This is a genomic window from Streptomyces incanus (genome assembly GCF_042656345.1).
Classification (GTDB): Bacteria; Actinomycetota; Actinomycetes; order Streptomycetales; family Streptomycetaceae; genus Streptomyces; species Streptomyces incanus.
The window spans coordinates 22,523-43,607 of sequence record NZ_JBHSPC010000077.1 but is presented as its reverse complement, the minus strand read 5'-3'; the positions used below and the strand labels follow the sequence as shown (position 1 = coordinate 43,607).

18 protein-coding genes are annotated in these 21,085 nt (G+C 71.9%); 9 read left to right on the top strand and 9 right to left on the bottom strand.

The window, feature by feature from the left end:
• Positions 1–95: 95 nt before the first annotated feature.
• Entirely contained in the window at positions 96–1,457 is a 1,362-nt protein-coding gene (locus ACFP2V_RS23440; RefSeq protein WP_381215868.1) for a glutamine synthetase family protein, read from the bottom strand.
• Positions 1,458–1,863: 406 nt separating this feature from the next.
• On the opposite strand from ACFP2V_RS23440, the gene ACFP2V_RS23435 reads away from it, so the two are divergent.
• Positions 1,864–3,051, top strand: a complete 1,188-nt coding sequence (locus ACFP2V_RS23435; protein WP_381215865.1) for a globin domain-containing protein — start codon at positions 1,864–1,866, stop codon at positions 3,049–3,051.
• 22 nt (positions 3,052–3,073) lie between these two features.
• On the opposite strand, the gene ACFP2V_RS23430 is transcribed toward ACFP2V_RS23435, so the two are convergent.
• Entirely contained in the window at positions 3,074–3,541 is a 468-nt protein-coding gene (locus ACFP2V_RS23430; protein WP_381215862.1) for an RrF2 family transcriptional regulator, read from the bottom strand.
• Between the two features lie 117 nt (positions 3,542–3,658).
• Between ACFP2V_RS23430 and ACFP2V_RS23425 the strand changes: the two genes are divergently transcribed.
• Positions 3,659–5,413 (top strand): NAD+ synthase, encoded by a 1,755-nt coding sequence (locus tag ACFP2V_RS23425; protein ID WP_381215859.1) that lies wholly within the window; start codon positions 3,659–3,661, stop codon positions 5,411–5,413.
• Between the two features lie 65 nt (positions 5,414–5,478).
• Here ACFP2V_RS23425 and ACFP2V_RS23420 read toward each other — a convergent pair whose 3' ends face one another.
• The 3 genes from ACFP2V_RS23420 to ACFP2V_RS23410 all read right to left on the bottom strand — a co-directional run bounded on the left by ACFP2V_RS23420 (position 5,479) and on the right by ACFP2V_RS23410 (position 9,243).
• A complete protein-coding gene (locus ACFP2V_RS23420) occupies positions 5,479–6,534 on the bottom strand; it encodes an endonuclease/exonuclease/phosphatase family protein (protein ID WP_381215856.1) in 1,056 nt (351 codons plus the stop codon).
• A gap of 275 nt (positions 6,535–6,809) precedes the next feature.
• The gene (locus ACFP2V_RS23415; protein ID WP_381215853.1) at positions 6,810–7,535 is read right to left on the bottom strand and encodes a TetR/AcrR family transcriptional regulator; all 726 of its coding nucleotides are present in this window, start codon (positions 7,533–7,535) and stop codon (positions 6,810–6,812) included.
• Positions 7,536–7,617: 82 nt separating this feature from the next.
• Entirely contained in the window at positions 7,618–9,243 is a 1,626-nt protein-coding gene (locus ACFP2V_RS23410) for an MFS transporter (RefSeq protein ID WP_381215850.1), read from the bottom strand.
• A gap of 192 nt (positions 9,244–9,435) precedes the next feature.
• Between ACFP2V_RS23410 and panB the strand changes: the two genes are divergently transcribed.
• The 3 genes from panB to ACFP2V_RS23395 all read left to right on the top strand — a co-directional run bounded on the left by panB (position 9,436) and on the right by ACFP2V_RS23395 (position 12,569).
• Positions 9,436–10,311 (top strand): 3-methyl-2-oxobutanoate hydroxymethyltransferase, encoded by an 876-nt coding sequence (gene panB / locus ACFP2V_RS23405; protein ID WP_381215847.1) that lies wholly within the window; start codon positions 9,436–9,438, stop codon positions 10,309–10,311.
• 327 nt (positions 10,312–10,638) lie between these two features.
• Positions 10,639–11,664 carry an ATP-binding cassette domain-containing protein gene (locus ACFP2V_RS23400; RefSeq protein WP_381215844.1) on the top strand — a complete coding sequence of 342 codons (1,026 nt, stop codon included), beginning with the start codon at positions 10,639–10,641 and terminating at the stop codon, positions 11,662–11,664.
• Positions 11,661–12,569 carry an ABC transporter permease gene (locus ACFP2V_RS23395; protein WP_381215841.1) on the top strand — a complete coding sequence of 303 codons (909 nt, stop codon included), beginning with the start codon at positions 11,661–11,663 and terminating at the stop codon, positions 12,567–12,569. Before ACFP2V_RS23400 ends, ACFP2V_RS23395 begins: the two co-directional genes overlap by 4 nt.
• A gap of 61 nt (positions 12,570–12,630) precedes the next feature.
• Here the strand turns inward: ACFP2V_RS23395 and ACFP2V_RS23390 are convergent, their stop codons facing one another.
• Positions 12,631–16,074, bottom strand: coding sequence for an AfsR/SARP family transcriptional regulator (locus tag ACFP2V_RS23390; protein WP_381215838.1), 3,444 nt, complete (start codon positions 16,072–16,074; stop codon positions 12,631–12,633).
• Between the two features lie 269 nt (positions 16,075–16,343).
• On the opposite strand from ACFP2V_RS23390, the gene ACFP2V_RS23385 reads away from it, so the two are divergent.
• Complete coding sequence (locus ACFP2V_RS23385; RefSeq protein WP_381215834.1) at positions 16,344–17,144, top strand: site-2 protease family protein; 801 nt, start codon at positions 16,344–16,346, stop codon at positions 17,142–17,144.
• Between the two features lie 52 nt (positions 17,145–17,196).
• Here the strand turns inward: ACFP2V_RS23385 and ACFP2V_RS23380 are convergent, their stop codons facing one another.
• A complete protein-coding gene (locus ACFP2V_RS23380; RefSeq protein WP_381215831.1) occupies positions 17,197–17,427 on the bottom strand; it encodes a hypothetical protein in 231 nt (76 codons plus the stop codon).
• A 56-nt stretch (positions 17,428–17,483) separates the two neighbouring features.
• Positions 17,484–18,239 carry an NADPH-dependent F420 reductase gene (gene npdG / locus ACFP2V_RS23375; RefSeq protein WP_381215828.1) on the bottom strand — a complete coding sequence of 252 codons (756 nt, stop codon included), beginning with the start codon at positions 18,237–18,239 and terminating at the stop codon, positions 17,484–17,486.
• 149 nt (positions 18,240–18,388) lie between these two features.
• Here npdG and ACFP2V_RS23370 point away from each other — a divergent pair, with 149 nt between their 5' ends.
• On the top strand, positions 18,389–18,991 hold the full coding sequence (locus ACFP2V_RS23370) for a hypothetical protein (RefSeq protein WP_381215824.1): 603 nt from the start codon (positions 18,389–18,391) through the stop codon (positions 18,989–18,991).
• Positions 18,992–19,020: 29 nt separating this feature from the next.
• On the opposite strand, the gene ACFP2V_RS23365 is transcribed toward ACFP2V_RS23370, so the two are convergent.
• Entirely contained in the window at positions 19,021–19,266 is a 246-nt protein-coding gene (locus tag ACFP2V_RS23365) for a hypothetical protein (protein ID WP_381215821.1), read from the bottom strand.
• A 60-nt stretch (positions 19,267–19,326) separates the two neighbouring features.
• On the opposite strand from ACFP2V_RS23365, the gene map reads away from it, so the two are divergent.
• Both map and ACFP2V_RS23355 read left to right on the top strand, forming a co-directional pair.
• Positions 19,327–20,184: a type I methionyl aminopeptidase gene (gene map / locus ACFP2V_RS23360; RefSeq protein ID WP_381215818.1), complete on the top strand. Its 858-nt coding sequence runs from the start codon at positions 19,327–19,329 to the stop codon at positions 20,182–20,184.
• 149 nt (positions 20,185–20,333) lie between these two features.
• Positions 20,334–20,999: a biliverdin-producing heme oxygenase gene (locus ACFP2V_RS23355; RefSeq protein ID WP_381215814.1), complete on the top strand. Its 666-nt coding sequence runs from the start codon at positions 20,334–20,336 to the stop codon at positions 20,997–20,999.
• The last annotated feature ends 86 nt before the right edge of the window (positions 21,000–21,085 follow it).

Here is a 21,085-nt window from a genome sequence, read left to right as displayed (position 1 = left end):
GGCGCTGAAGTTCCCCCGCCGAGCCGGGCACCTGGACACCGGGTGGTGAGCCGGGGTGATCGCCGGGACTTCCGTCTCCGCGCCGCAGCGGAGCGCTACAGCACCGGCAGGTTCTTGCGGAGTTCGAAGGCGGTGACCTCGGAGCGGTACTCGTGCCACTCGGCGCGCTTGTTGCGCAGGAAGAAGTCGAAGACGTGTTCGCCCAGGGTTTCGGCGACCAGGTCGCTGCGTTCCATCAGGGCGAGGGACTCGCCGAGGTTCTGCGGGAGGGGTTCGATGCCGAGGGCGCGGCGTTCGGCGTCGGAGAGGGCCCAGACGTCGTCCTCGGCGCCGGGCGGGAGTTCGTAGCCCTCCTCGACGCCCTTCAGGCCGGCGGCCAGGAGGAGCGCGTATGTCAGGTACGGGTTGGCGCCGGAGTCGATCGAGCGGACCTCGACGCGGGCGGAGCCGGTCTTGCCGGGCTTGTACATCGGGACGCGGACCAGGGCCGAGCGGTTGTTGTGACCCCAGCAGATGTACGACGGGGCCTCGCCGCCCGCGCCCGCGGTGCGCTCGGAGCCGCCCCAGATGCGCTTGTACGAGTTGACCCACTGGTTGGTGACCGCGGAGACCTCCGCCGCGTGCCGCAGCAGGCCCGCGATGAAGGAGCGCCCGACCTTGGAGAGCTGGTACTCCGCGCCCGACTCGTAGAACGCGTTGCGGTCGCCCTCGAAGAGGGACAGGTGCGTGTGCATGCCGCTGCCCGGGTACTCCGAGAACGGCTTCGGCATGAACGTGGCCTGCACGCCCTGCTCCAGCGCCACCTGCTTCATGACCAGGCGGAACGTCATGATGTTGTCGGCCGTGGACAGCGCGTCCGCGTAGCGGAGGTCGATCTCCTGCTGGCCGGGGGCGCCCTCGTGGTGGGAGAACTCCACCGAGATGCCCATCGACTCCAGCATGGTGATGGCCTGCCGGCGGAAGTCCATGCCCACGTTGTGCGGGGTGTGGTCGAAGTAGCCGGAGTTGTCCGCCGGGGTCGGGCGGCTGCCGTCGACCGGCTTGTCCCTCAGCAGGAAGAACTCGATCTCCGGGTGGGTGTAGAAGGTGAAACCCTGGTCGGAGGCGCGGGCCAGCGCGCGCTTGAGGACGTAGCGCGGGTCGGCGAAGGACGGCGAGCCGTCCGGCATCAGGATGTCGCAGAACATGCGGGCGGTGCCGGGGGCCTCGGCGCGCCACGGCAGGATCTGGAAGGTCGACGGGTCCGGCTTGGCGATCATGTCGGACTCGTACACCCGGGCGAAGCCCTCGATGGCGGAGCCGTCGAAGCCGATGCCCTCGTCGAACGCCTGCTCCAGTTCGGCCGGGGCCACGGCCACGGACTTCAGGAAGCCCAGCACGTCCGTGAACCACAGCCGTACGAACCGGATGTCGCGCTCCTCCAACGTCCGGAGCACGAATTCCTGCTGCTTGTCCATCTTCCGCTTCCCCATCCTCGCCGGTCAGGCCGCCAGCCCCTCCCGCGCCGGGGGGCCTCCTCGGGCGGCGGTCGGGCACTCGGGTCATCCCACCACATCCGGGTTTCGCCCGTGTTGCCGACCTTGATCGTTCCACGGGTCCCCGGCATGGCGTGAAGGGACTCCGCCGCGCCGGACGTATCACCCTGTGGCCCGCTCCGCCCACTGTCCATCCTGCCCTCTTGGGCCCGCATCCGTAACGGTCGGCCCGGTTCCGGTCCAGCATGCCCCGGCCTCCCTCCGGCGCACGCCTTGTACACGGTCGGCCCCTCGGCCCGACGCCCACCCCCCTTAATTGGTATTTAAGATGCAAGTTTTAATGGGTGGCGCAGGCAGTCGAGAAGGCAGTCGAGAACGAGGAGACCTGATGCTGTCCGAGCAGTCCGCCGCCACCGTCCGCGCCACACTTCCCGCCGTCGGCGGGGCCCTCGGTGAGATAACCGAGCGGTTCTACGCCGGGATGTTCGAGGCCCGCCCCGAGCTGCTGCGCGACCTGTTCAACCGCGGCAACCAGGCCGCCGGCACCCAGCGCGAGGCCCTCGCCGGGTCCATCGCGGCCTTCGCCACGCACCTGCTGGCGCACCCCGACACCCGGCCCGACGCGCTGCTGGGGCGCATCGCCCACAAGCACGCCTCGCTCGGCATCGCCCCGGACCAGTACGCGATCGTCCACGAGCACCTGTTCGCCGCGATCGTGGAGGTCCTGGGCGAGGCCGTCACGCCCGAGGTCGCGGCCGCCTGGGAGGAGGTCTACTGGCTGATGGCCAACGCCCTCATCGCCATCGAGAAGCGGCTCTACGAGGAGCAGGGCGGGCCCGGCTGGCGGGAGTGGGAGGTCGTCGGGCGGGTCACCGAGACCGCCGACGTCACCTCCTTCCGGCTGCGCCCCGCCGACGGGGGCCCGGTGCGGGACTTCCGCCCGGGCCAGTACGTCTCCGTCCGCGTCACCCTCGACGACGGCGCCCGGCAGATCCGCCAGTACAGCCTCTCCGGCGCGCCCGGCCCCGACGAGCGGCAGTTCAGCGTCAAGCGCGTGCACGACGACGGGACGCCCGAGGGCGAGGTCTCCGGCCACCTGCACGCGCGCGTGCGGGCCGGCGACGTCCTGGAGCTGTCCGAGGCGTACGGCGATCTCGTCCTCGACACCGAACCCGCCGCCCCCCTGCTGCTCGCCTCCGCGGGCATCGGCGTGACCCCGATGACCGCGATGCTGGCCCACCTCGCCGACCACGGCTACGACGCCCCCGTCACCGTCGTGCACGGCGACCGCTCCCCCGCCGACCACGCCCTGCGCGCGGACCACGAGACATACGCGGCGAAGCTGCCGGACGCGGCGGCCCACCTCTTCTACGAGCACGACGCCCCGGTCGGCGCGTCCACCGGCTACGTCGACCTCACCGACGTACCGGTCGCGGCGGGCACCCGCGCGTACCTGTGCGGTCCACTGCCGTTCATGCGCGGGGTGCGGGAGCAGCTGATCGGCAAGGGCGTCGCACCGGCCGACATCCACTACGAGGTGTTCGGCCCGGACCTCTGGCTGGCCAAGCAGGGCTGAGCGCGCCCCGCACGGCCGCGGGCTACAGCGGCAGCCGAGGCGTGCGGGAGATCTCCAGCAGCAGCGGGCCCGTCGGGCTCGCGACGATGTCCGACACGGTGAGCGGGTCCAGCGAGGCGAAGAACGCCTCCTGGGCCCGCCGCAGTGCGCCGCGCAGTCGGCAGGCGGACCGGAGCGGGCAGGGCGTGCCCGCTCCGGACGCGGACGCGCCCTCGCAGTCGACGACCTCGCCATCGCCCTCGAAGGCGCGCACCAGGGCGCCCACCGATGCCGTACGGCCCTGTTCCGTGAGGGCGAGGCCGCCGCCGCGACCGCGCCGGGCCGTGAGCAGCTCCATGTGCTGGAGTTCGGCGACGACCTTCGCGGCATGGGTGTAGGGCACGCCCATGGCCTCGGCGACCTCACGCGTCGTCGGGTTGGCGTCCCCTCCGGCCACGGCGAGGCGCATCAGGACCCGCAGGGCCAGGTCGGTGGAACGCAGCAGCCTCATACCGGGCAGCGTAGGTAATACGCATCTCGCGTTCAAATTTTCCGGCACTCGGTGGTCCACGGTTCGTCCGAAGCCCGCCGACCCCATAGCGTCGAATTGACGATTACACTGGGCCGCGTGCCTCAACTTCGTCTCGCTCTGAATCAGATCGACTCGCGTGTCGGCGACCTCACCGCCAACGCCGACACGATCGTCCGCCGGACCCGACACTGCGCCGAGCAGGGAGCCCACCTCGTGGCGTTCCCGGAGATGGCGCTGACCGGGTATCCCGTCGAGGACCTCGCGCTGAGGTCGTCCTTCGTGGAGGCCTCCCGCGAGGCCCTGCGTTCCCTCGCCGCGCGGCTCGCCGAGGAGGGCTTCGGGGAGCTGCCCGTGCTCGTCGGCTACCTCGACCGCAGCACCGCCGCCCAGCCGAAGTACGGCCAGCCCGCCGGTGCGCCGCGCAATGCCGCGGCCGTGCTGTACGGCGGCGAGGCCGTGCTGAGCTTCGCCAAGCACCATCTGCCGAACTACGGGGTCTTCGACGAGTTCCGGTACTTCGTGCCCGGCGAGACGCTGCCCGTCCTGCGGCTGCACGGCGTGGACGTCGCCTTCGCCATCTGCGAGGACCTGTGGCAGGACGGCGGCCGGGTCCCGGCCGCGCGGTCGGCGAAGGCCGGGCTGCTGCTCTCCGTCAACGCCTCGCCCTACGAGCGGGAAAAGGACGACACCCGGCTCGAACTGGTCCGCAAGCGGGCCCAGGAGGCCGGCTGCACGACCGCGTACCTCGCGATGACCGGCGGACAGGACGAGCTGGTGTTCGACGGGGACTCGATCGTCGTCGACCGTGACGGCGAGGTCGTGGCGCGCGCGCCGCAGTTCACCGAGGAGTGCGTGGTGCTCGACCTCGACCTCCCGGCGGCCGCCGCGGAGGCGCCCTCGGCCGGCGAGGTGGTCGACGACGGGCTGCGGATCGACCGCGTCGTCCTGTCCGAGGCACCGCTGCCCGCGTACGCGCCGGAGCGGCCCGGGGCATCCGCGCCCCCTCTCGAGGACGACGAGGAGGTGTACTCGGCGCTGGTCGTGGGGCTCCGGGCGTACGTCGAGAAGAACGGGTTCAAGTCGGTGCTGATCGGCCTGTCCGGCGGGATCGACTCGGCGCTCGTCGCCGCGATCGCCTGCGACGCGGTGGGCGCGGAGAACGTCCACGGCGTGACCATGCCGTCGAAGTACTCCTCGGACCACTCCAGGGGCGACGCGGCGGAGCTGGCGCGGCGGACCGGGCTGAACTTCCGGACCGTCTCCATCGAGCCGATGTTCGACGCGTACATGGGGGCGCTGGGGCTGTCCGGGCTGGCGGAGGAGAACCTGCAGCCCCGGCTCCGGGGGACGATGCTCATGGCGATCTCCAACCAGGAGGGCCACATCGTCCTGGCGCCGGGCAACAAGTCGGAACTGGCGGTCGGCTACTCGACGCTGTACGGGGACTCGGTGGGGGCGTACGGGCCCATCAAGGACGTCTACAAGACGTCGGTGTTCCGGCTCGCCCAATGGCGCAACCGCTCCGCGGCGGCGCGGGGCGAGACCCCGCCCATCCCCGAGAACTCGATCACGAAGCCGCCGAGCGCGGAACTGCGGCCGGACCAGGTCGACACGGACTCGCTGCCGGACTATCCCGTCCTCGACGCGATCCTCGAGCTGTACGTGGACCGGGACCGGGGTGCGGACGAGATCGTCGCCGCCGGGTTCGACGCGGAACTGGTGAGGAAGACACTGCGGATGGTCGACCGGGCCGAGTACAAGCGGCGGCAGTACCCGCCGGGGACGAAGATCTCCCCGAAGGGCTTCGGCAAGGACCGTCGGCTGCCGATCACGAGCGGCTGGCGAGAGTAGCGGGAGCGGGCGAGCAGGGCCCGGGGCGGTCCCGGGAACTCCGTTCCCGGGACCGCCCCGGGGTCTCAGCCGTCCGGCGTCGCGAGCTTCACCCGGGCCGCGACGGGGAGGTGGTCGCTCGTCGTCTCGGGGAGCGACCACGAGCTCTGCGGTTCCGCGCCCTTGACCATGATCTGGTCGATCCGCGCCATCGGGAACGCCGCCGGCCAGCTGAAGCCGAAGCCGTCGCCCGCCGCGCCCTGGGTCGAACGCATCTGGGAGGTGACGGCGTTCAGGGCGCGGTCGTTCATCGTGCCGTTCAGGTCGCCGAGCAGAACGACGTTCTCCAGGGGCTCCCGCGTGATGGCCGCGCCCAGGGCGTCGGCGCTCCTGTCCCGCTGGCGGGCGGTGAAGCCGGCCTCCATCTTCACCCGTACGGAGGGGAGATGAGCGACGTACACGGCGACCCGCGCCTCGGGCGTCGCCACCGTGGCCCGCATCGCGCGCTTCCAGCCGAGGCGTATGTCGACGGCCGCCACGTCGCTCAGCGGGTACTTGCTCCACAGCCCGACGGTGCCGACCACCGCGTGGTACTTGTACGTCGACGCCAGCGCCTCCCGGTACGTCGGGACCGCCGACGCCTTCAGTTCCTCCAGGGCCAGGATGTCCGCGCCCGAGGCGGCGACGTCGCGGGCGGTGCCGGACGGGTCGGGGTTCTGGGCGTTGACGTTGTGCGTGGCCACCGTGAGGTCGCCGCCGGAGCCGGCCCGGCCGACGAGCAGGCCGCCGAAGAGGTTCAGCCAGACGACCGCGGGCAGCAGCACCGCGATCAGCGCGGTGGCGGACCTGCGGACGAGGGCGGACACCAGCAGCACCGGAATGGCCAGCCCCAGCCACGGCAGGAACGTCTCGAGCAGGCTGCCCAGGTTGCCGACCACGTTGGGGATCCGGGCGTGGGCGCCCATGACCAGGGCGAGCAGCACCGCGCACACGGCCAGGATCACCCCCCGGCGCCAGATACGGCGGTCCCCGCGCCAGCCTCTGGTCAGGCGGTCCCACAGGCGCCGAAGCCGGGATGTCCGGCGTTGCTCGGGCCCCGAGCCGCCGTCGTCCGTCTCCGTCACGTACGCCTGCTGCGCCATACCGTCGCCTCACACCTTGCCGTGCACACCGTCGCCCCGTGTGCGTAGACCCTAGGGGATGATCGGTGCCTTTCCCGCCGTCCGTCGACGGCCGTACGGAGGCGAGGACGAACGGGACCGCTCCGGAAGTTCCAGGTGGGATCAAGGAAAGCGCGCTCTGTGACGAAACGCGCACAACGTGGCGGCGGGGAGTCCGGGAAGTCCCGGGAGTCCGGGAAGTCCTGGGAATCCGGGAGGTCTTGGAAGTCCCGGGCGTCCTGGGAGTCCTGGTTGTTTCAGGATTCCGGTCGGACCCGGTGTCGGCCGGAACCGCTGCCGGCCGGAGCGGGACCGCCGTCGTCGAGGGCAGGCAGGCCGGCGTCGACGACGACGGGGCGCAGGCCCTGGAGCAGGGTGTCGACGACCTGTTCGGCGAGCCCCTCCGGCAGACCGGCGTCGGGGCGCAGGAGGGTGCGGACGAGCAGGGGACCGACGACGATGTCGTTCAGCAGTTCGAGGTCGACGTCGGCGCGGAGTTCGCCGTTCTCCCTGCCGCGGCGCAGCACCTCCAGGCCGAGCCTGCGGCGCGGCAGGACGACGGTGTTGTGGTAGGCGGCCCAGAGCTTCGGGCTGCTCTTCATCTGGGCGTGGACGTTGTGCAGGATCACCGAGGCCCTGCTGGCGAGGCCGCGCCGGCGCAGGGACTCCAGCAGGGCGACGAGGTCGTCGCGCAGGCAGGTGCCGGGGAGTTCGGGGTCGACGGGTTCGGCGGCGCGCAGGACGTCGACGAAGAGTGCTTCCTTGCCGCTCCAGCGGCGGTAGATGGTGGCCTTGCCGACGCCGGCGGTGCGTGCGATCCGCTCGATGGACAGCTCCGCGAGGGGCACACCGTCCTCCAGGAGCTTCATCGCGCCCTCGATGATGGCCCGTTCGACGGCCTCGCTGCGGGGGCGGCCGCGTGGGGGGCCGTCCGACCGGGGGACGGGGCCGGGGTCGGTGGTGCCGGGGTCGGCGAGGCTCACGTCGCTGCGTCCTTTCCGTGGACTGGGACGATTCTCCCCGGTGCGCGCCCCCTGCCCGAGTCCCGCGTCCCACTCCCGCCTCTCAGTCCCGCCTCTTCGTCGCGCCCATCGCGTCCGTCGTCCGCGTCGACACCAACTCCTCTTCCTTCTCGTCCCCCTCGGGCTCCGGACTCCGGCCGGGCAGGAACAGGGCGACGACGATCGCGCCGAGCACCGCGACGCCCGCGCCCGCCAGCCCTGTGATGTGCATGGCGTGCAGGAACGCGTCGTTGGCCGAACCGACCAGGGCGTCACCGCGCGGCCCGAGCCGGGCAGCGGCGCCCAGGGTGGCCTCGATGGACTCGCCGGCGGCGTGCCGGGCACCCGGCGGCAGCAGGACGAGCTTGTCCTCGATGTGCGTGCGGTACGCCGTGGACAGCACCGAGCCGAGGATGGCGACGCCGAAGGCGCCGCCGACCTGGCGGAAGGTGTTGCTGAGCGCGGAGGCCGACCCCGCCTTCTCCCTGGGCAGCGCCTGCATGATCATGACGCTGACCGGCGTCATGACGTTCGCCATCGCGGCACCCATCAGGAAGAAGATCACCTCGAGGATCCAGATCGGCGTGTCCGATTCCAGGGCGGCGAACGCGGCCAGCGTCGCCGCGAGCAGCAGCATGCCGCCGGTGGTGGTCGCCCTGTTGCCGAACCGGTCCACCAGCAGCCGGGCCCTGGGCGCGAAAATCATCTGCGCGGCGGCCAGCGGCAGCATCAGCAGACCGGTCTCCAGCGGCGAGTATCCGCGCACGCTCTGGGTGTAGAAGACGGCGAAGAACAACACACCCAACAGTGCGAAGAAGACCAGCGCGATCGCGACGATCGAGGCCGAGAAGACCTTGTTCTTGAAATACGCCATGTCGATGGACGGGTGGGTGCTGCGCTTCTCGAACACCACGAACGCGACGAGTACGGCGAGCCCTGCGCCGATGGCCGACAGCGCCGTGGCGTCGGTGAAGTCGGCGAGCTGGCCGCCCTTGATGATGCCGTAGACCAGCAGGATCAGGCCGACCACGGACAGGACGACGCCGACGGGGTCGATCCGGCCGGGATCCGGGTCGCGGGAGTCCGGCACGAGCCACAGCATCAGGGCGAGGGCGGTCAGCACGATCGGCACGTTGACGAGGAAGACCGAGCCCCACCAGAAGTGGTCCAGGAGCAGTCCGCCGGTGACCGGGCCGATGGCGATGGCGAGGCCCACGCCTCCCGCCCAGATGCCGATGGCCTTCGGCTGCTCGTCCCGTTCGAAGACGTTCATCAGTATGGCCAGAGTCGCCGGCATGACGAACGCGGCACCCAGACCCATCAGTGCGCGGAAGCCGATCAGCTCCGTCGGGGAGCCGGAGAAAGCGGCGAGCGCCGATCCCATGCCGAACACGGCGAGGCCTCCGAGCAGCACTTTCTTACGGCCGAGCCGGTCGCCCAGCAGGCCCGCCGTGAACAGCAGGCCCGCGAAGACGAGCGTGTAGGCGTTGATCGCCCACTCCAGCTCGCTCTGTGTGGCGCCCAGGCCGGTGGGTGCGGGCGTGGAGATCGTCTTGATGGCGACGTTCAGGATCGAGTTGTCCAGGGCGACGATCAGCAGACTCAGGATCAGCACGCCGAGGATCAGCCAGCGGCGCCGGTACACGTGTTCCGGTATCCGGCGGTCGGGGGCGGCGGCGGGAGAAGTCATACGGCCACCGTAGGGCCATTTCGAAACGATACCGTCTCGTATCGGAATTCCTTTGCCGAGACCTTGCCGGGGCATTGCGCCGCCCTTCGATGGAGGCCGTCCCCTGGCACTGGCTCTCGCGAGGTGCCACCATGGAGGCGATCCGGGGACGCCGTCAGGGCGCCTCGAGATGACGTGTTAGGAGCCGTTGCAATGACGCAGCTTTCGGCTGCCCCGACTGGCAGGCCAGTCCCCTCCGACGGCAGCAAGGCGCTGTACGGAGGCAAGGGCACACGCCGTATCACCGTCCGCGACATCGCCCTCGCCAAGGAACGCGGCGAGAAGTGGCCCATGCTCACCGCCTACGACGCGATGACCGCGTCCGTCTTCGACGAGGCCGGCATCCCGGTCATGCTCGTCGGCGACTCCGCCGGCAACTGCCACCTCGGGTACGAGACGACCGTCCCCGTCACCCTCGACGAGATGGCCGTGCTGTCCGCGGCCGTGGTCCGCGGCACGAGCCGTGCCCTGATCGTCGCCGACCTGCCCTTCGGCTCGTACCAGGAGGGGCCGGTGCAGGCGCTGCGCTCGGCGACCCGGCTGGTCAAGGAGGCCGGGGTCGGCGCCGTCAAGCTGGAGGGCGGGGAGCGCTCGCACCGGCAGATCGAGCTGCTGGTCGAGTCCGGCATCCCGGTGATGGCGCACATCGGACTCACCCCGCAGTCCGTGAACGCCATGGGCTACCGCGTCCAGGGGCGCGGCGAGGAGGCCGCGCAGCAGCTGCTGCGGGACGCCAAGGCCGTGCAGGACGCGGGCGCCTTCGCCGTCGTCCTGGAACTGGTGCCGGCCGAGCTGGCCGCCGAGGTGACCGGGACGCTTCACATCCCCACCGTCGGCATCGGCGCGGGGCCTCGGACGGACGCACAGGTGCTGGTGTGGACCGACATGCTCGGGCTGACCGGCGGTCGGGTGCCGAAGTTCGTGAAGCAGTACGCGAACCTGCGTGAGGTCATGGGCGGCGCGGCGAAGGCGTTCGCCGAGGACGTCGTGGGCGGAACGTTCCCGCAGGAGGAGCACTCCGTTCACTGAGCAACCCCTGGAGCAGCGCGGTGGCGCTGCCGCTGAGCCAACGCCGCACATGACGGGCCCGCCGGTCTTCCCCCAACCGGCGGGCCCGTCCCCTCTTTCCGGCTGAGCCGGCGCCGCTTCCGCGGAAGTGGTGACTCGCCGTCGGGGTTGTTCAATCGGTGGTTGCGGTGGTTGCGGTGGTCGTCGTGGGGAGGTCGGGGACGCGGGGGATCGGCCGCCCGCCCGCACCGACGCAGTGCCCCTGCGGCAAACCTCCGACAGCCTCCCGACAGAGGGCTGTCGGACGGCTGTCGGGGCTTTGTCGGTGGGGGGTGCGAGAGTCGGGGCATGACGCGAAACGACAACGACTCCGGTGGCGCGGGCAGCGCCGTCACCGTGCGGGGGCTGGTCAAGCACTACGGCGGGACCAGGGCACTGGACGGTGTCGATCTGGAGGTGCGCGAAGGCACCGTGATGGGGGTTCTCGGGCCGAACGGCGCCGGCAAGACCACCCTCGTACGCATTCTCTCCACCCTGCTCGCCCCGACCGCGGGTGAGGCCACCGTCGCCGGGTACGACGTGCTCCGCCAACCCCGGCAGCTGCGCCGGGTGATCGGGCTGACCGGGCAGTACGCCTCCGTGGACGAGAAGCTCGCCGGCTGGGAGAACCTGTACCTGATCGGCCGGCTGCTCGACCTGTCCCGCAAGGAGGCCCGGGGCCGCGCCGACGAGCTGCTGGAGCGGTTCTCGCTCACCGAGGCGGCCCGGCGCCCGGCGGCCACGTACTCCGGCGGCATGCGGCGCCGGCTGGACCTGGCCGCGTCGATGATCGGCCGGCCCGCGGTGCTGTTCCTCGACGAGCCGACCACGGGACTGGACCCGCGCACCCGCAACGAGGTGTGGGTCGAGGTCAAGCGGCTGGTCGGGGACGGGGTGACCGTGCTGCTGACCACCCAGTACATGGAGGAGGCCGAGCAGCTCGCCTCCGAACTGACCGTCGTGGACCGCGGCAAGGTCATCGCGAACGGCGGCATCGAGGAGCTGAAGGCCAAGGTCGGCGGCCGCACCCTGCGGATCCGCCCGGCCGATCCGCTCCAGCTGCGCCCGCTCGCCTCCACACTCGACGAACTGGGCATCACCGGGCTCGCCACCGCCACCGTGGACTCCGAGCGGGGTGCCGTCCTGGTCCCGATCCTCAGCGACGAGCAGCTGACCGCGGTGGTCGGCGCCGTCACCGCGCGGGGTCTGACCCTTGCCTCCATCACCACCGAACTGCCCAGCCTGGACGAGGTGTTCCTCTCGCTCACCGGCCACCGCGCCAGTGCCCCGCAGGACACCGAGCCCGTCGAGACCCGCGAGGAGGCCGCCGCATGAGCTCCGCGACGACCGCGAAGACCACGACGACCGCAACGACGACGGCTACGACGGCTGCGACGACCGCGAAGACCGGGCCCGCTCCGGCCGGGTCGGGCGGGCCTTCCCGCGCGAGTGCCGCCGACGGCCGCATTCCGCTGCGTTCCCATCTGCGTCACACCAGCGCCCTGGTCCGCCGCAACCTGCTGTGGATCCGGCAGGACCCGGAGTCGATGTTCGACGCCGTGCTGTTCCCGATCGTGTTCACCCTGCTGTTCGTGTACGTCTTCGGCGGCTCGATCGGGCAGTCGCTGGGCGGCGGGCAGGAGGCGTACGTGCAGTACATCGTGCCCGGCCTGATGGCCATGATGGGCATGAACATGGCCATGGGGGTGGGTACCGGCTTCAACCAGGACTTCAACACGGGTGTCATGGACCGTTTCCGGTCGCTGCCCATCGGCCGTGGCTCGGTACTGTTCGCCAAGATCGCGGTCGAGGTGCTGCGCATGCTGATCGCCACCGCGATCCTCCTGGTCGTCGGTGTCCTGGTCGGCTTCGACATCACCAACTGGCCGGGGCTGTTCGCCGCCGTGGGGCTGGCGGTGCTGTTCGGCTCGGCCCTCATGTGGATCTTCATCACGCTGGGTGTGGCGATGAAGAACGCGCAGTCGGTGCAGGCGATGGGCTTCCTGGTGCTGATGCCGCTGCAGTTCGGTTCGTCGATCTTCGCGCCGACCCGGTCGATGCCGGGCTGGCTGCAGACCTTCACCGACGTCAACCCGCTGTCCTCGCTGGCCGACGCCGCGCGCGGCCTGATGGTGGGCGGCCCGGTCGCGGACGACCTGTGGCTGACGGTGGCCTGGTCGGTGGGGATCACGGCGGTGATGGCTCCGGTCGCGATCCACAGGTTCCGCACGAAGAGCTGACCGAAGCGGCTGGTCCCGCGTGCCCGCGTGCCCGTGTAACGGGTCGGACCGGAGTGACGGGTCAGACCAGGGCGGCGGCCTCCTCCGGGGAGAGGCGGCCGCCCTCCGCGTACGCGGTCTCGTACGCCGTGTCGCCGAGGGCGTCCCGGGTCCGCCGCTCGGCAAGGTCGCGCACCTCGCGCTCCATGCGCCCGGCGACGTGACCGGGTGGCAGCGAGGCGTCGGCGGCGCCGAGGCAGCGGGCCGCGTCGCGGGCGCGCCGGCCGCCGTCCACGCCGGCCAGGGCCGTGGCGCCCATGGTCAGGTGCGTGGCCCGCATATGGGCGGCGATCGCCAGGGTCAGCGGATTGTTGGACTGCGCGAGTGCCGCGCGGATCGTGACCAGCGCCCGTTCCTCCTGGCCATCGACGACGTCGAGCCAGCCCTCGGCACCGAGGATGAACGCGTCGAAGACGACGTAGTGCGCGATACGGAACTCCTCGCGCAGCATGCGCAGTTGGTCCCGGGCCTCGGCGGTGCGCCCGGTCAGCCCGAGCAACCCGGTCAGGATGAGCCGGGCGGCGGGCAACGCCGGCTCGTGTCCGCCGCCGCGCCGTTCGATGACGTCGCGCAGCAGCCGCTCGGCGCGCTCCTCATCGCCGACCTCCAGCGCGACGCCGCCCAGCCGGGCGGTGAGCACCGCCGCCTGGGCGTGGGCACCGAGGCGCTCGGCGTACTCGATCGCCGCCTCGTAGTCGGCGGCGGCGAGCAGGTACTCACCGCGTCGTTCGCGTGCCTCGGCGCGTGCGGAGAGAGCCTCGGCGGTGCCCCAGGCGTCACCGAGACGCCGGTAGATCTCCAGGGCCTCGTCGGCGTCGCGCAGCGCGTCGCCCGCCCAGTCGGTGCGGTTGGCCCGGAAGTTGGCCCTCATCTGCAGGTTGGACGCCAGTTCCCAGTCGAATCCGGGCGTCTGCCGGCAGGTGCGGACGGCGTCGTCGACGACCGTGTGCAGGCTGTTCATCTCGCCGATCAGCATCAGGGCGAACGCCCAGAACGTGCCGGGCGGGCGGCAGGTCTGCGGCTGGCCGGGCTCGTAGGTGGCGGCGATGACCCGCAGTCTGTGCTGCGCCTGTGGCGTCATCCAGTCGTCCAGCTCCGTGTCCATGCACGCCATGTGGGACAGATGCACCCCGCGTCGGGCCTCGGCGAGCATCTCGTCGCTCATCGGCGGCGGGGCGTCGGTGCAGCGCTGCCACAAGGAGGGGACGGGGCGCGCCGGTTCGGTGAAGGGGTCCGGGCCCAGCGCCATCACCTCACGGCACCAGTTGCGGGCCTCGATCCGCTGGTCGCGCATCTGCCAGTACCAGCTCAGCGACAGCGCCAGGCACAGCGCCTCCTGCTCGTCCCGGGCGACGACGGCGTGGCGCAGCGCGGTGCGCAGGTTCTCGTACTCGCGCTCTAGCCTTTCGATGGCGGCCAGTTGGTCCGGGCCGCGCAGCAACGGGTCGGTGGTACGGGCGAGTTCGCGGTAGTACGTGAGATGGGCGCGTTCGGCACCGGTCCGCCGTCCGGCCTCGTCGAGCCGCTCGGAGGCGTACTCGGCGACCGTCTCCAGCAGCCGGTAGCGCATCTCGTCACCACCGGGGCCGCCTCCCGAAGGGACCACCACCACAAGGGATTTGTCCACGAGAGAACCGAGCACGTCCAGGACGGCGGGCCCGCACACGGCCTCGGCGGCGGCGAGGTCGCAGCCGCCCGCGAAGACGGACAGCCGCCGCAGGACGTCCCGTTCACCGGCGTCGAGCAGGTCCCAGGACCAGTCGACGACGGCCCGCAGGGTCTGCTGGCGGGGCCGGACGGTGCGGCTGCCGGAGGTGAGCAGCCGGAAGCGGTCGTCGAGCCGGTCGGCGATCTGGCGCGGGGTCAGCATCCGCAGCCGGGCGGCGGCGAGTTCGATGGCGAGGGGCAGTCCGTCGAGCCGGTGGCAGATCTCCGCGCAGGCCTCCGGGTCGTCGTCGACGCGGAAGCCGGGGCGGGCGGCGGCCCCGCGGTCGGCGAGCAGCCGCAGCGCGACCGGTTCCGGCAGCGGTTCCACCGGGCGCAGCACCTCCCCCGGGACGCCGAGGGGTTCACGGCTGGTGGCGAGCACGGTGAGGCCGGGGCAGCGTTCGAGGAGCGTCTCGACCAGCCGGGCGGCGGCGTCCACGACGTGCTCGCAGTTGTCCAGGACGAGCAGCATGCGCCGCCGGCCGCAGTGTTCGGCCAGGCGGTTCACGGGGTCGTCGCCGCGTTCGGTGGCGGCCCGCATACCCTCGGCGCCGGCGCCGTACAGCACGGTCTCACGGGCGCCGACGGCGGTGACCACCGCTTCGGGGACACCGGCGGGGTCCTCGACCGGGGCGAGTTCGGCGACCCGGACTCCGTCCCGTACCCGGTCCAGGAGTCCGTCCGGTACGCGGGCCGGGAGCCCGTCCCGGGCCGCCCCTTCACCGGTGCCGTGGTGCGCGGCGGCCGCCCGCAGGAGGGCTTCGGCGGCCTCCTGCGACAGCCGGGTCTTCCCGGACCCGCCGGGCCCGAGCAGGGTGACCAGGCGGGCCGAGGCGAGATCGCCCCGGACGGCCTCGAGGTCGGCCTCCCGGCCGACGAAGGAGGTCAGCCGGGCCCGCGGGCTGCCGGGCGGGGGCGGGGTGGTGCCGTCGGGCTGGGAGGCCCGGGCGGGTCGGGAGGGGTCGGTGGGCTGTCGTGTTCCGGACGCCCCCGCCTCCACGAGCCGTGGCACCGATGCGGGCGCCACCACGTCAGGTCTCAGCAACTCGGTGTGCAGGGCGCGCAGTTCGGCGCCGGGGTCGGAGCCGAGACGGTCGGCGAGCAGCCTGCGTACGTCCTCGTAGGCGGCCAGTGCCTCGGCGGCGCGGCCGACGTCGCGCAGGGCGCGCAACCGCAGCACCTGGAGGGGCTCGTCGAGCGGGTGGCTGTCGCACAGGGCGGTCAGCTCGGGCAGCGACTGCCCGGCCTCGCCGAGGGCGAGGGCGGCGCCGTGCCGGGCACGCAGGGCGTCCAGGCGCCGGGCGTCGACGCGGGCCGCCTCGGCGGTGCGGCAGGGCAGATCGGCGAGGGCGGGGCCCCGCCACAGGGCGAGGGCGTCGTCCAGGAGGAGGCCCGCCTTGGCCGGATTCCCGTCGGACAGCGCGCGCAGGCCCTCGCCGGCCAGTCGTTCGAACCGGTGCAGGTCGATGTCGTCGGACGTGGCGGTGAGCCGGTAACCGCCGCCGTCGGAGGCCACCGCGTCCGCGCCGAGCGCCCGGCGCAGCCGCCCCACCAGCGCCTGCAGCGCCCCCGTCGCGTCGGCCGGCGGTTCGCCGTCCCACACCTCGTCGACGAGCAGACGTACCGGCACCGTACGGCCGGCCCGCAGCGCGAGCACGGTCAGCAGCGCACGCAGTCGTGCCCCGCCGACCGGGACGGCGGTGCCGTCGGGGCCGAGTGCCTGGGTGGTACCGAGGATGCGATAGCGCACGGGGTCCATTGTCTCCGTTGGTCCGGGGGTGGTCAGAGGGTGGGGCGGGTGGGCGGGTCGGCGGCCCTTCCTCACGCCCCTCCCCCTCCTGACAGGTCCCCTTACCGGTCACCTTCAGGTCCCCCACCCTCTCCGGAACCGGTGGCCGGCGCGAGACGTTTTCCGGATGCGCCCGGTACGGTCGGGCAGTCGGCGCGCGGCGTCCCGTGCGTCCCGCCGTGTGCCCGACGGCGTTGTACCCGACGGGCCGTGGCCCGACAGTCAGCCCAGGGAGCCTCATGACCACCGCCACCACCCGCCCCAGCGACCGGAGGATCAGCCCGGTGTTCCTGGGCATCCTGGCCGTCACTGCGGTCACGGGATGGGCCACCTGGACCGGGTTCGCGGGCCGGCCGGGCGTCGCCGTGTTCCTGTTCGTGACGGCCGCCTGGATCGTCTCGCTGTGCCTGCACGAGTACGCGCACGCCCGCACCGCGCTGCACAGCGGCGACATCTCGATCGGCGCGAAGGGCTACCTCACGCTGAATCCCGCGAAGTACACCCACGCCCTGCTCAGCATCGTGCTCCCCGTGCTGTTCGTGATCATGGGCGGGATCGGTCTGCCGGGCGGTGCGGTGTTCATCGAGCGGCACCGGATCCGGGGGCGCTGGCGGCACAGCCTGATCTCGGCGGCGGGCCCGCTGACGAACGTCCTGTTCGCGATCGTGTGCACGGCGCCGTTCTGGCTGGGCGCGCTGGACGGCGTGCCGGCCGACTTCCGGTTCGCGCTGGCGTTCCTGGCGCTGCTCCAGGTGACGGCCGCGATCCTGAACTTCCTGCCGGTGCCGGGCCTGGACGGCTACGGCGTGCTCGAGCCCTGGCTGTCGCGGAGCCTGCGGCGCCAGGTGGAACCGTTCGCACCGTTCGGCCTGCTGTTCGTGTTCGCGCTGCTGTGGGTGCCGGCGGTGAACAGCGTGTTCTTCGACGTGATCGACTCGATCCTGTCGGCCCTGGGCATCCACGAGGTGGAGACGTACTGCGGCCTGGAGCTGTTCCGCTTCTGGCAGGGGAAGAACGAGTTCTGCTCGGTCGCCGCGTGACGGAGCCGGCCGGCGAGCGACCGCGGCGCGGGACCGGCCGGCCCGTGACCGGTCAGCCCTTGACGGGCCGGTCGCCCTGCGCCGTCTCCGCGCCCTGCGCCGCCTCGGCGGCGGCCTGCCGCTCCATTTTCCCCCGCCGCACGTAGTACCAGGTCATGTTGGACGACAGCCCCGCGAGCAGGATCCAGACGACGCCCAGCAAGCTGCCCTGGACGAAGGACACGACGGCCGCGGCGACGGCGAGGAGACAGACGGTGAGGGAGTAGAGAGCGAGTCGGGGCATGACGGCTGGACTCCTGTCGGGGGACACTGCTTCGCCCACCAGTGTCCCCCATGAGGTCATACGTCCGTGACGCGGAGCCCGGCGTGTGCCTTGTAGCGGCGGTTGACCGAGATCAGGTTGGCGACCAGGGACTCCACCTGGTGGGCGTTGCGCAGCCGCCCGGCGAAGACGCCGCGCATGCCGGGGATGCGTCCGGCGAGGGCCTGCACGATCTCCACGTCGGCGCGGACCTCGCCGAGCACCATCACGTCGGTGTCGATCGCGTCGATCTCCGGGTCCTGGAGCAGCACGGCCGACAGGTGGTGGAAGGCGGCGGTGACCCGGGAGTCCGGCAGCAGGGCGGCGGCCTGCTGGGCGGCGCTGCCCTCCTCGGGCTTGAGCGCGTAGGCGCCCTGCTTGTCGAAGCCGAGCGGGTTGACGCAGTCGACGACGAGCTTGCCGGCCAGTTCCTCACGCAGGCTTTCGAGCGTCTTGCCGTGGCCCTCCCAGGGCACGGCGACGATCACGATGTCGCTGCGGCGGGCGGTCTCGGCGTTGTCGGCGCCCTCGACGCCGTGGCCGATCTCCTCGGCGGCGGCCCGCGCGCGTTCGGCGGCACGCGAGCCGATGATCACCTTCTGGCCGGCCCGGGCGAGCCGGTGGGCAAGGCCCTTGCCCTGCGGTCCGGTCCCGCCGAGCACGCCGACGACGAGCCCGGAGACGTCGGGCAGGTCCCAGGGGTCCTTCGCGGGGGCCTTCTCGGGGGTCTTCGCGGCCTGCGCGGGGGCTTTCTCGGGCTGCTGTGCGCTGTCGCTGGGGGTACTGGAGGTCATGGGCCCGACTCTACGGGCGCAGGGTGACCGTTTCCGGTTCACGCGGGCCCACGTGAGCGCCGTCACTGTGCCGCCCCACGCCCCCCGGCCGGGTGAATCAGGGGCGAACACCCGGCTTCCGGAGCCCGGTTGGGGCAGGGTTCGGCCTCATGGACGCCGTACGGGTCGCGCTGCTGAGGGACGTGCTCGCCGGGACCGAGTGGCTGGGGGCCACCCGGCGGTTCGCGGGGGCCCTGCGGGGGTCGGTGGTGTCGCACGGGGGCGGGCTGCTGCTCGTGGGCACGCGGGAGTACGAGCCGTGGCACCTGGCGGCGCATCTGGTGGACGAGGCCGCCTGGTCGGGCACGCCGGAGCTGGCCCCGACGCTCGTACGGCACGACGCGCGCCCCTCGGACCCCGCGCATCTGGCGGTGGGTCTCGGTCGGCTGGAGGCGGCGCGGCGGGGCGAGACACTGCTGGTGGTAGCGCCCGGGGAGCCCACGGCCCCGCTGCTGGAGCGGGTGTCCGACGCCCGCCGGGCCGGCGCGACCCTGCTGTCCCTGGGCCCCGGCGCCGGCGAGCTGCCGGCGCTGGCCCACGAGACGCTGGCCGTCCCGGAGGGCGCCGAGCTGGACCTGGACACCGTGCAGCACCTGGTCGGCGCGGCGGCCGGCGAGAACGCCCTGCCGTCACCGCGGGGCCACCGCCGCTTCCGGGACCGCATGTCCCGCCTGGCCGACCTCCTGACGGCCCCGCCCCCGGCCCGCTGGTAGCCGGAGCGGGGGCGCCCGTCACGTGGGGCTCAGCCCTCGCCGCCGCGCTCGCTGTCGCTGTCGCCGGCGGGGGCGTCGTGCCACCTGGGGTCGTTCTCCCACTGGAGGTTGCGCTCACGTGCCGTCGCCATGGCGTTCTCGGCCTCGGGGCGGCTCGCGTAGGGCCCGAAGCGGTCCTTGCCGGGGCAGTCCGGACCCTCCTCGACCTTCTGGTGTTCCAGGCAGTAGTACCACTCGCCCGGCTTTCCGACGGTCCGCTTCTTGAACAGGGGCATGACCGGCTCCTTTCGTCACGGAAGATGGTCCCCCGTAAGCACTGAATTAGACTCGCCGCCATGTCTGGCCAGTCGCTGCTCATCCCAGGGGAGCTGTCCCCCACCCGTTCCGTACCCGGAAACATCCGCCGCCCCGAGTACGTCGGGAAACCCGCTCCCACGCCGTACACCGGGCCGGAGGTGCAGACCCCCGAGACCGTGGAGGCGATGCGGACCGCCGGGCGGATCGCGGCGCGCGCGATGGCGGAGGCCGCCAAGCTCATCGCACCCGGCGTGACCACCGACGAGCTGGACCGGGTGGCGCACGCGTACATGTGCGACCACGGGGCGTACCCGTCGACGCTCGGTTACCGCGGTTTCCCCAAGTCGCTGTGCACGTCGGTCAACGAGGTGATCTGCCACGGCATCCCGGACTCGACGGTGCTGCGCGACGGCGACATCGTCAACCTGGACGTGACGGCGTACATCGGCGGGGTGCACGGCGACAACAACGCCACGTACCTGGTGGGTGACGTGGACGAGGAGAGCCGGCTCCTGGTGGAGCGCACCCGGGAGTCGCTGGACCGGGCGATCAAGGCCGTCAAGCCGGGCCGGCAGATCAACATCATCGGCCGGGTCATCGAGTCGTACGCCAAGCGCTTCGGCTACGGCGTGGTCCGGGACTTCACCGGCCACGGCATCAACACCTCGTTCCACTCCGGTCTGATCGTCCCGCACTACGACAGCCCGCACGCGACGACGGTCATCCAGCCCGGCATGACGTTCACGATCGAGCCGATGCTGACCCTGGGAACGCACGAGTACGACATGTGGGACGACGGCTGGACGGTCGTGACGAAGGACCGCAAGCGGACGGCCCAGTTCGAGCACACCCTGGTGGTGACGGACACCGGCGCGGACATCCTGACCCTGCCGTAGCCGAGTCCAGGCCCCTGACCTCGAAGCCCGCCCTCTTCGGAGGGCGGGCTTCCGTCGTTCCACAACGGGGTAGGGATACCGACGAGATACCGACGAACTGTCGGCAAACCATTGACTTAGGCAAGCCTAACCATAGAAGATCTGGACTCATGGACTCCTCCTCGACCTCCTCCGCCTTCTCGACCCTCATCCGCACCGCTTCCCACGAGCAGCACATGGAGGCGGAGACCTCGGCCTCCATGAGCGACCTGCTCGGCGGCCGACTGGGCGTGGACGCGTACGCCCGCTACACCGAGCAGCTCTGGTTCGTCTACGAGGCCCTGGAGTCGGGCGCGCGGCACCTGGCGTCGGACCCGGTGGCGGGCCCCTTCATCCGCCCGGAACTGCTGCGCCTGCCCTCCCTGGAGCAGGACCTGGCCCACCTGCGCGGCCCGGACTGGCACTCGACCCTGACCGCCCTGCCCGCCACCCGGGCCTACGCCGACCGGGTCGCCGAGTGCGCCCGGGACTGGCCGGCCGGCTACATCGCCCACCACTACACCCGCTACCTCGGCGACCTCTCCGGCGGCCAGATCATCCGCGACAAGGCGGAGCGCACCTGGGGCTTCCCGAAGAAGGGCGACGGCGTCCGCTTCTACGTCTTCGAGGGCATCTCGAACCCCGCCGCCTTCAAGCGCGAGTACCGCGACCTGCTGGACGGCGTCCAGGCCGACGACCTGGAGAAGCAGCGCATCATCACCGAATGCAAGCGCGCCTTCGCCCTGAACACGGACGTCTTCCACGCCCTGGGCGAGGAGTTCCCCCTGTCGGCATGACGTTCCCTCCGGGGTCGGTACTGCGATCACAGTTACGGGGTTCTGCGTGATCGCAGTACTGGGCTGCCCTCCGAGCGGGAAGATGC

Excerpts from the sequence above, each read along its gene's own strand:
- ACFP2V_RS23440 (WP_381215868.1), bottom strand. The coding sequence starts at position 1,457 with ATGGACAAGCAGCAGGAATTCGTGCTCCGGACGTTGGAGGAGCGCGAC.
- ACFP2V_RS23435 (WP_381215865.1), top strand. The coding sequence starts at position 1,864 with ATGCTGTCCGAGCAGTCCGCCGCCACCGTCCGCGCCACACTTCCCGCC.
- ACFP2V_RS23430 (WP_381215862.1), bottom strand. The coding sequence starts at position 3,541 with ATGAGGCTGCTGCGTTCCACCGACCTGGCCCTGCGGGTCCTGATGCGC.
- ACFP2V_RS23420 (WP_381215856.1), bottom strand. The coding sequence starts at position 6,534 with ATGGCGCAGCAGGCGTACGTGACGGAGACGGACGACGGCGGCTCGGGG.
- ACFP2V_RS23410 (WP_381215850.1), bottom strand. The coding sequence starts at position 9,243 with ATGACTTCTCCCGCCGCCGCCCCCGACCGCCGGATACCGGAACACGTG.
- panB (WP_381215847.1), top strand. The coding sequence starts at position 9,436 with ATGACGCAGCTTTCGGCTGCCCCGACTGGCAGGCCAGTCCCCTCCGAC.
- ACFP2V_RS23400 (WP_381215844.1), top strand. The coding sequence starts at position 10,639 with ATGACGCGAAACGACAACGACTCCGGTGGCGCGGGCAGCGCCGTCACC.
- ACFP2V_RS23395 (WP_381215841.1), top strand. The coding sequence starts at position 11,661 with ATGAGCTCCGCGACGACCGCGAAGACCACGACGACCGCAACGACGACG.
- ACFP2V_RS23390 (WP_381215838.1), bottom strand. The coding sequence starts at position 16,074 with ATGGACCCCGTGCGCTATCGCATCCTCGGTACCACCCAGGCACTCGGC.
- ACFP2V_RS23385 (WP_381215834.1), top strand. The coding sequence starts at position 16,344 with ATGACCACCGCCACCACCCGCCCCAGCGACCGGAGGATCAGCCCGGTG.
- ACFP2V_RS23380 (WP_381215831.1), bottom strand. The coding sequence starts at position 17,427 with ATGCCCCGACTCGCTCTCTACTCCCTCACCGTCTGTCTCCTCGCCGTC.
- npdG (WP_381215828.1), bottom strand. The coding sequence starts at position 18,239 with ATGACCTCCAGTACCCCCAGCGACAGCGCACAGCAGCCCGAGAAAGCC.
- ACFP2V_RS23370 (WP_381215824.1), top strand. The coding sequence starts at position 18,389 with ATGGACGCCGTACGGGTCGCGCTGCTGAGGGACGTGCTCGCCGGGACC.
- ACFP2V_RS23365 (WP_381215821.1), bottom strand. The coding sequence starts at position 19,266 with ATGCCCCTGTTCAAGAAGCGGACCGTCGGAAAGCCGGGCGAGTGGTAC.
- map (WP_381215818.1), top strand. The coding sequence starts at position 19,327 with ATGTCTGGCCAGTCGCTGCTCATCCCAGGGGAGCTGTCCCCCACCCGT.
- ACFP2V_RS23355 (WP_381215814.1), top strand. The coding sequence starts at position 20,334 with ATGGACTCCTCCTCGACCTCCTCCGCCTTCTCGACCCTCATCCGCACC.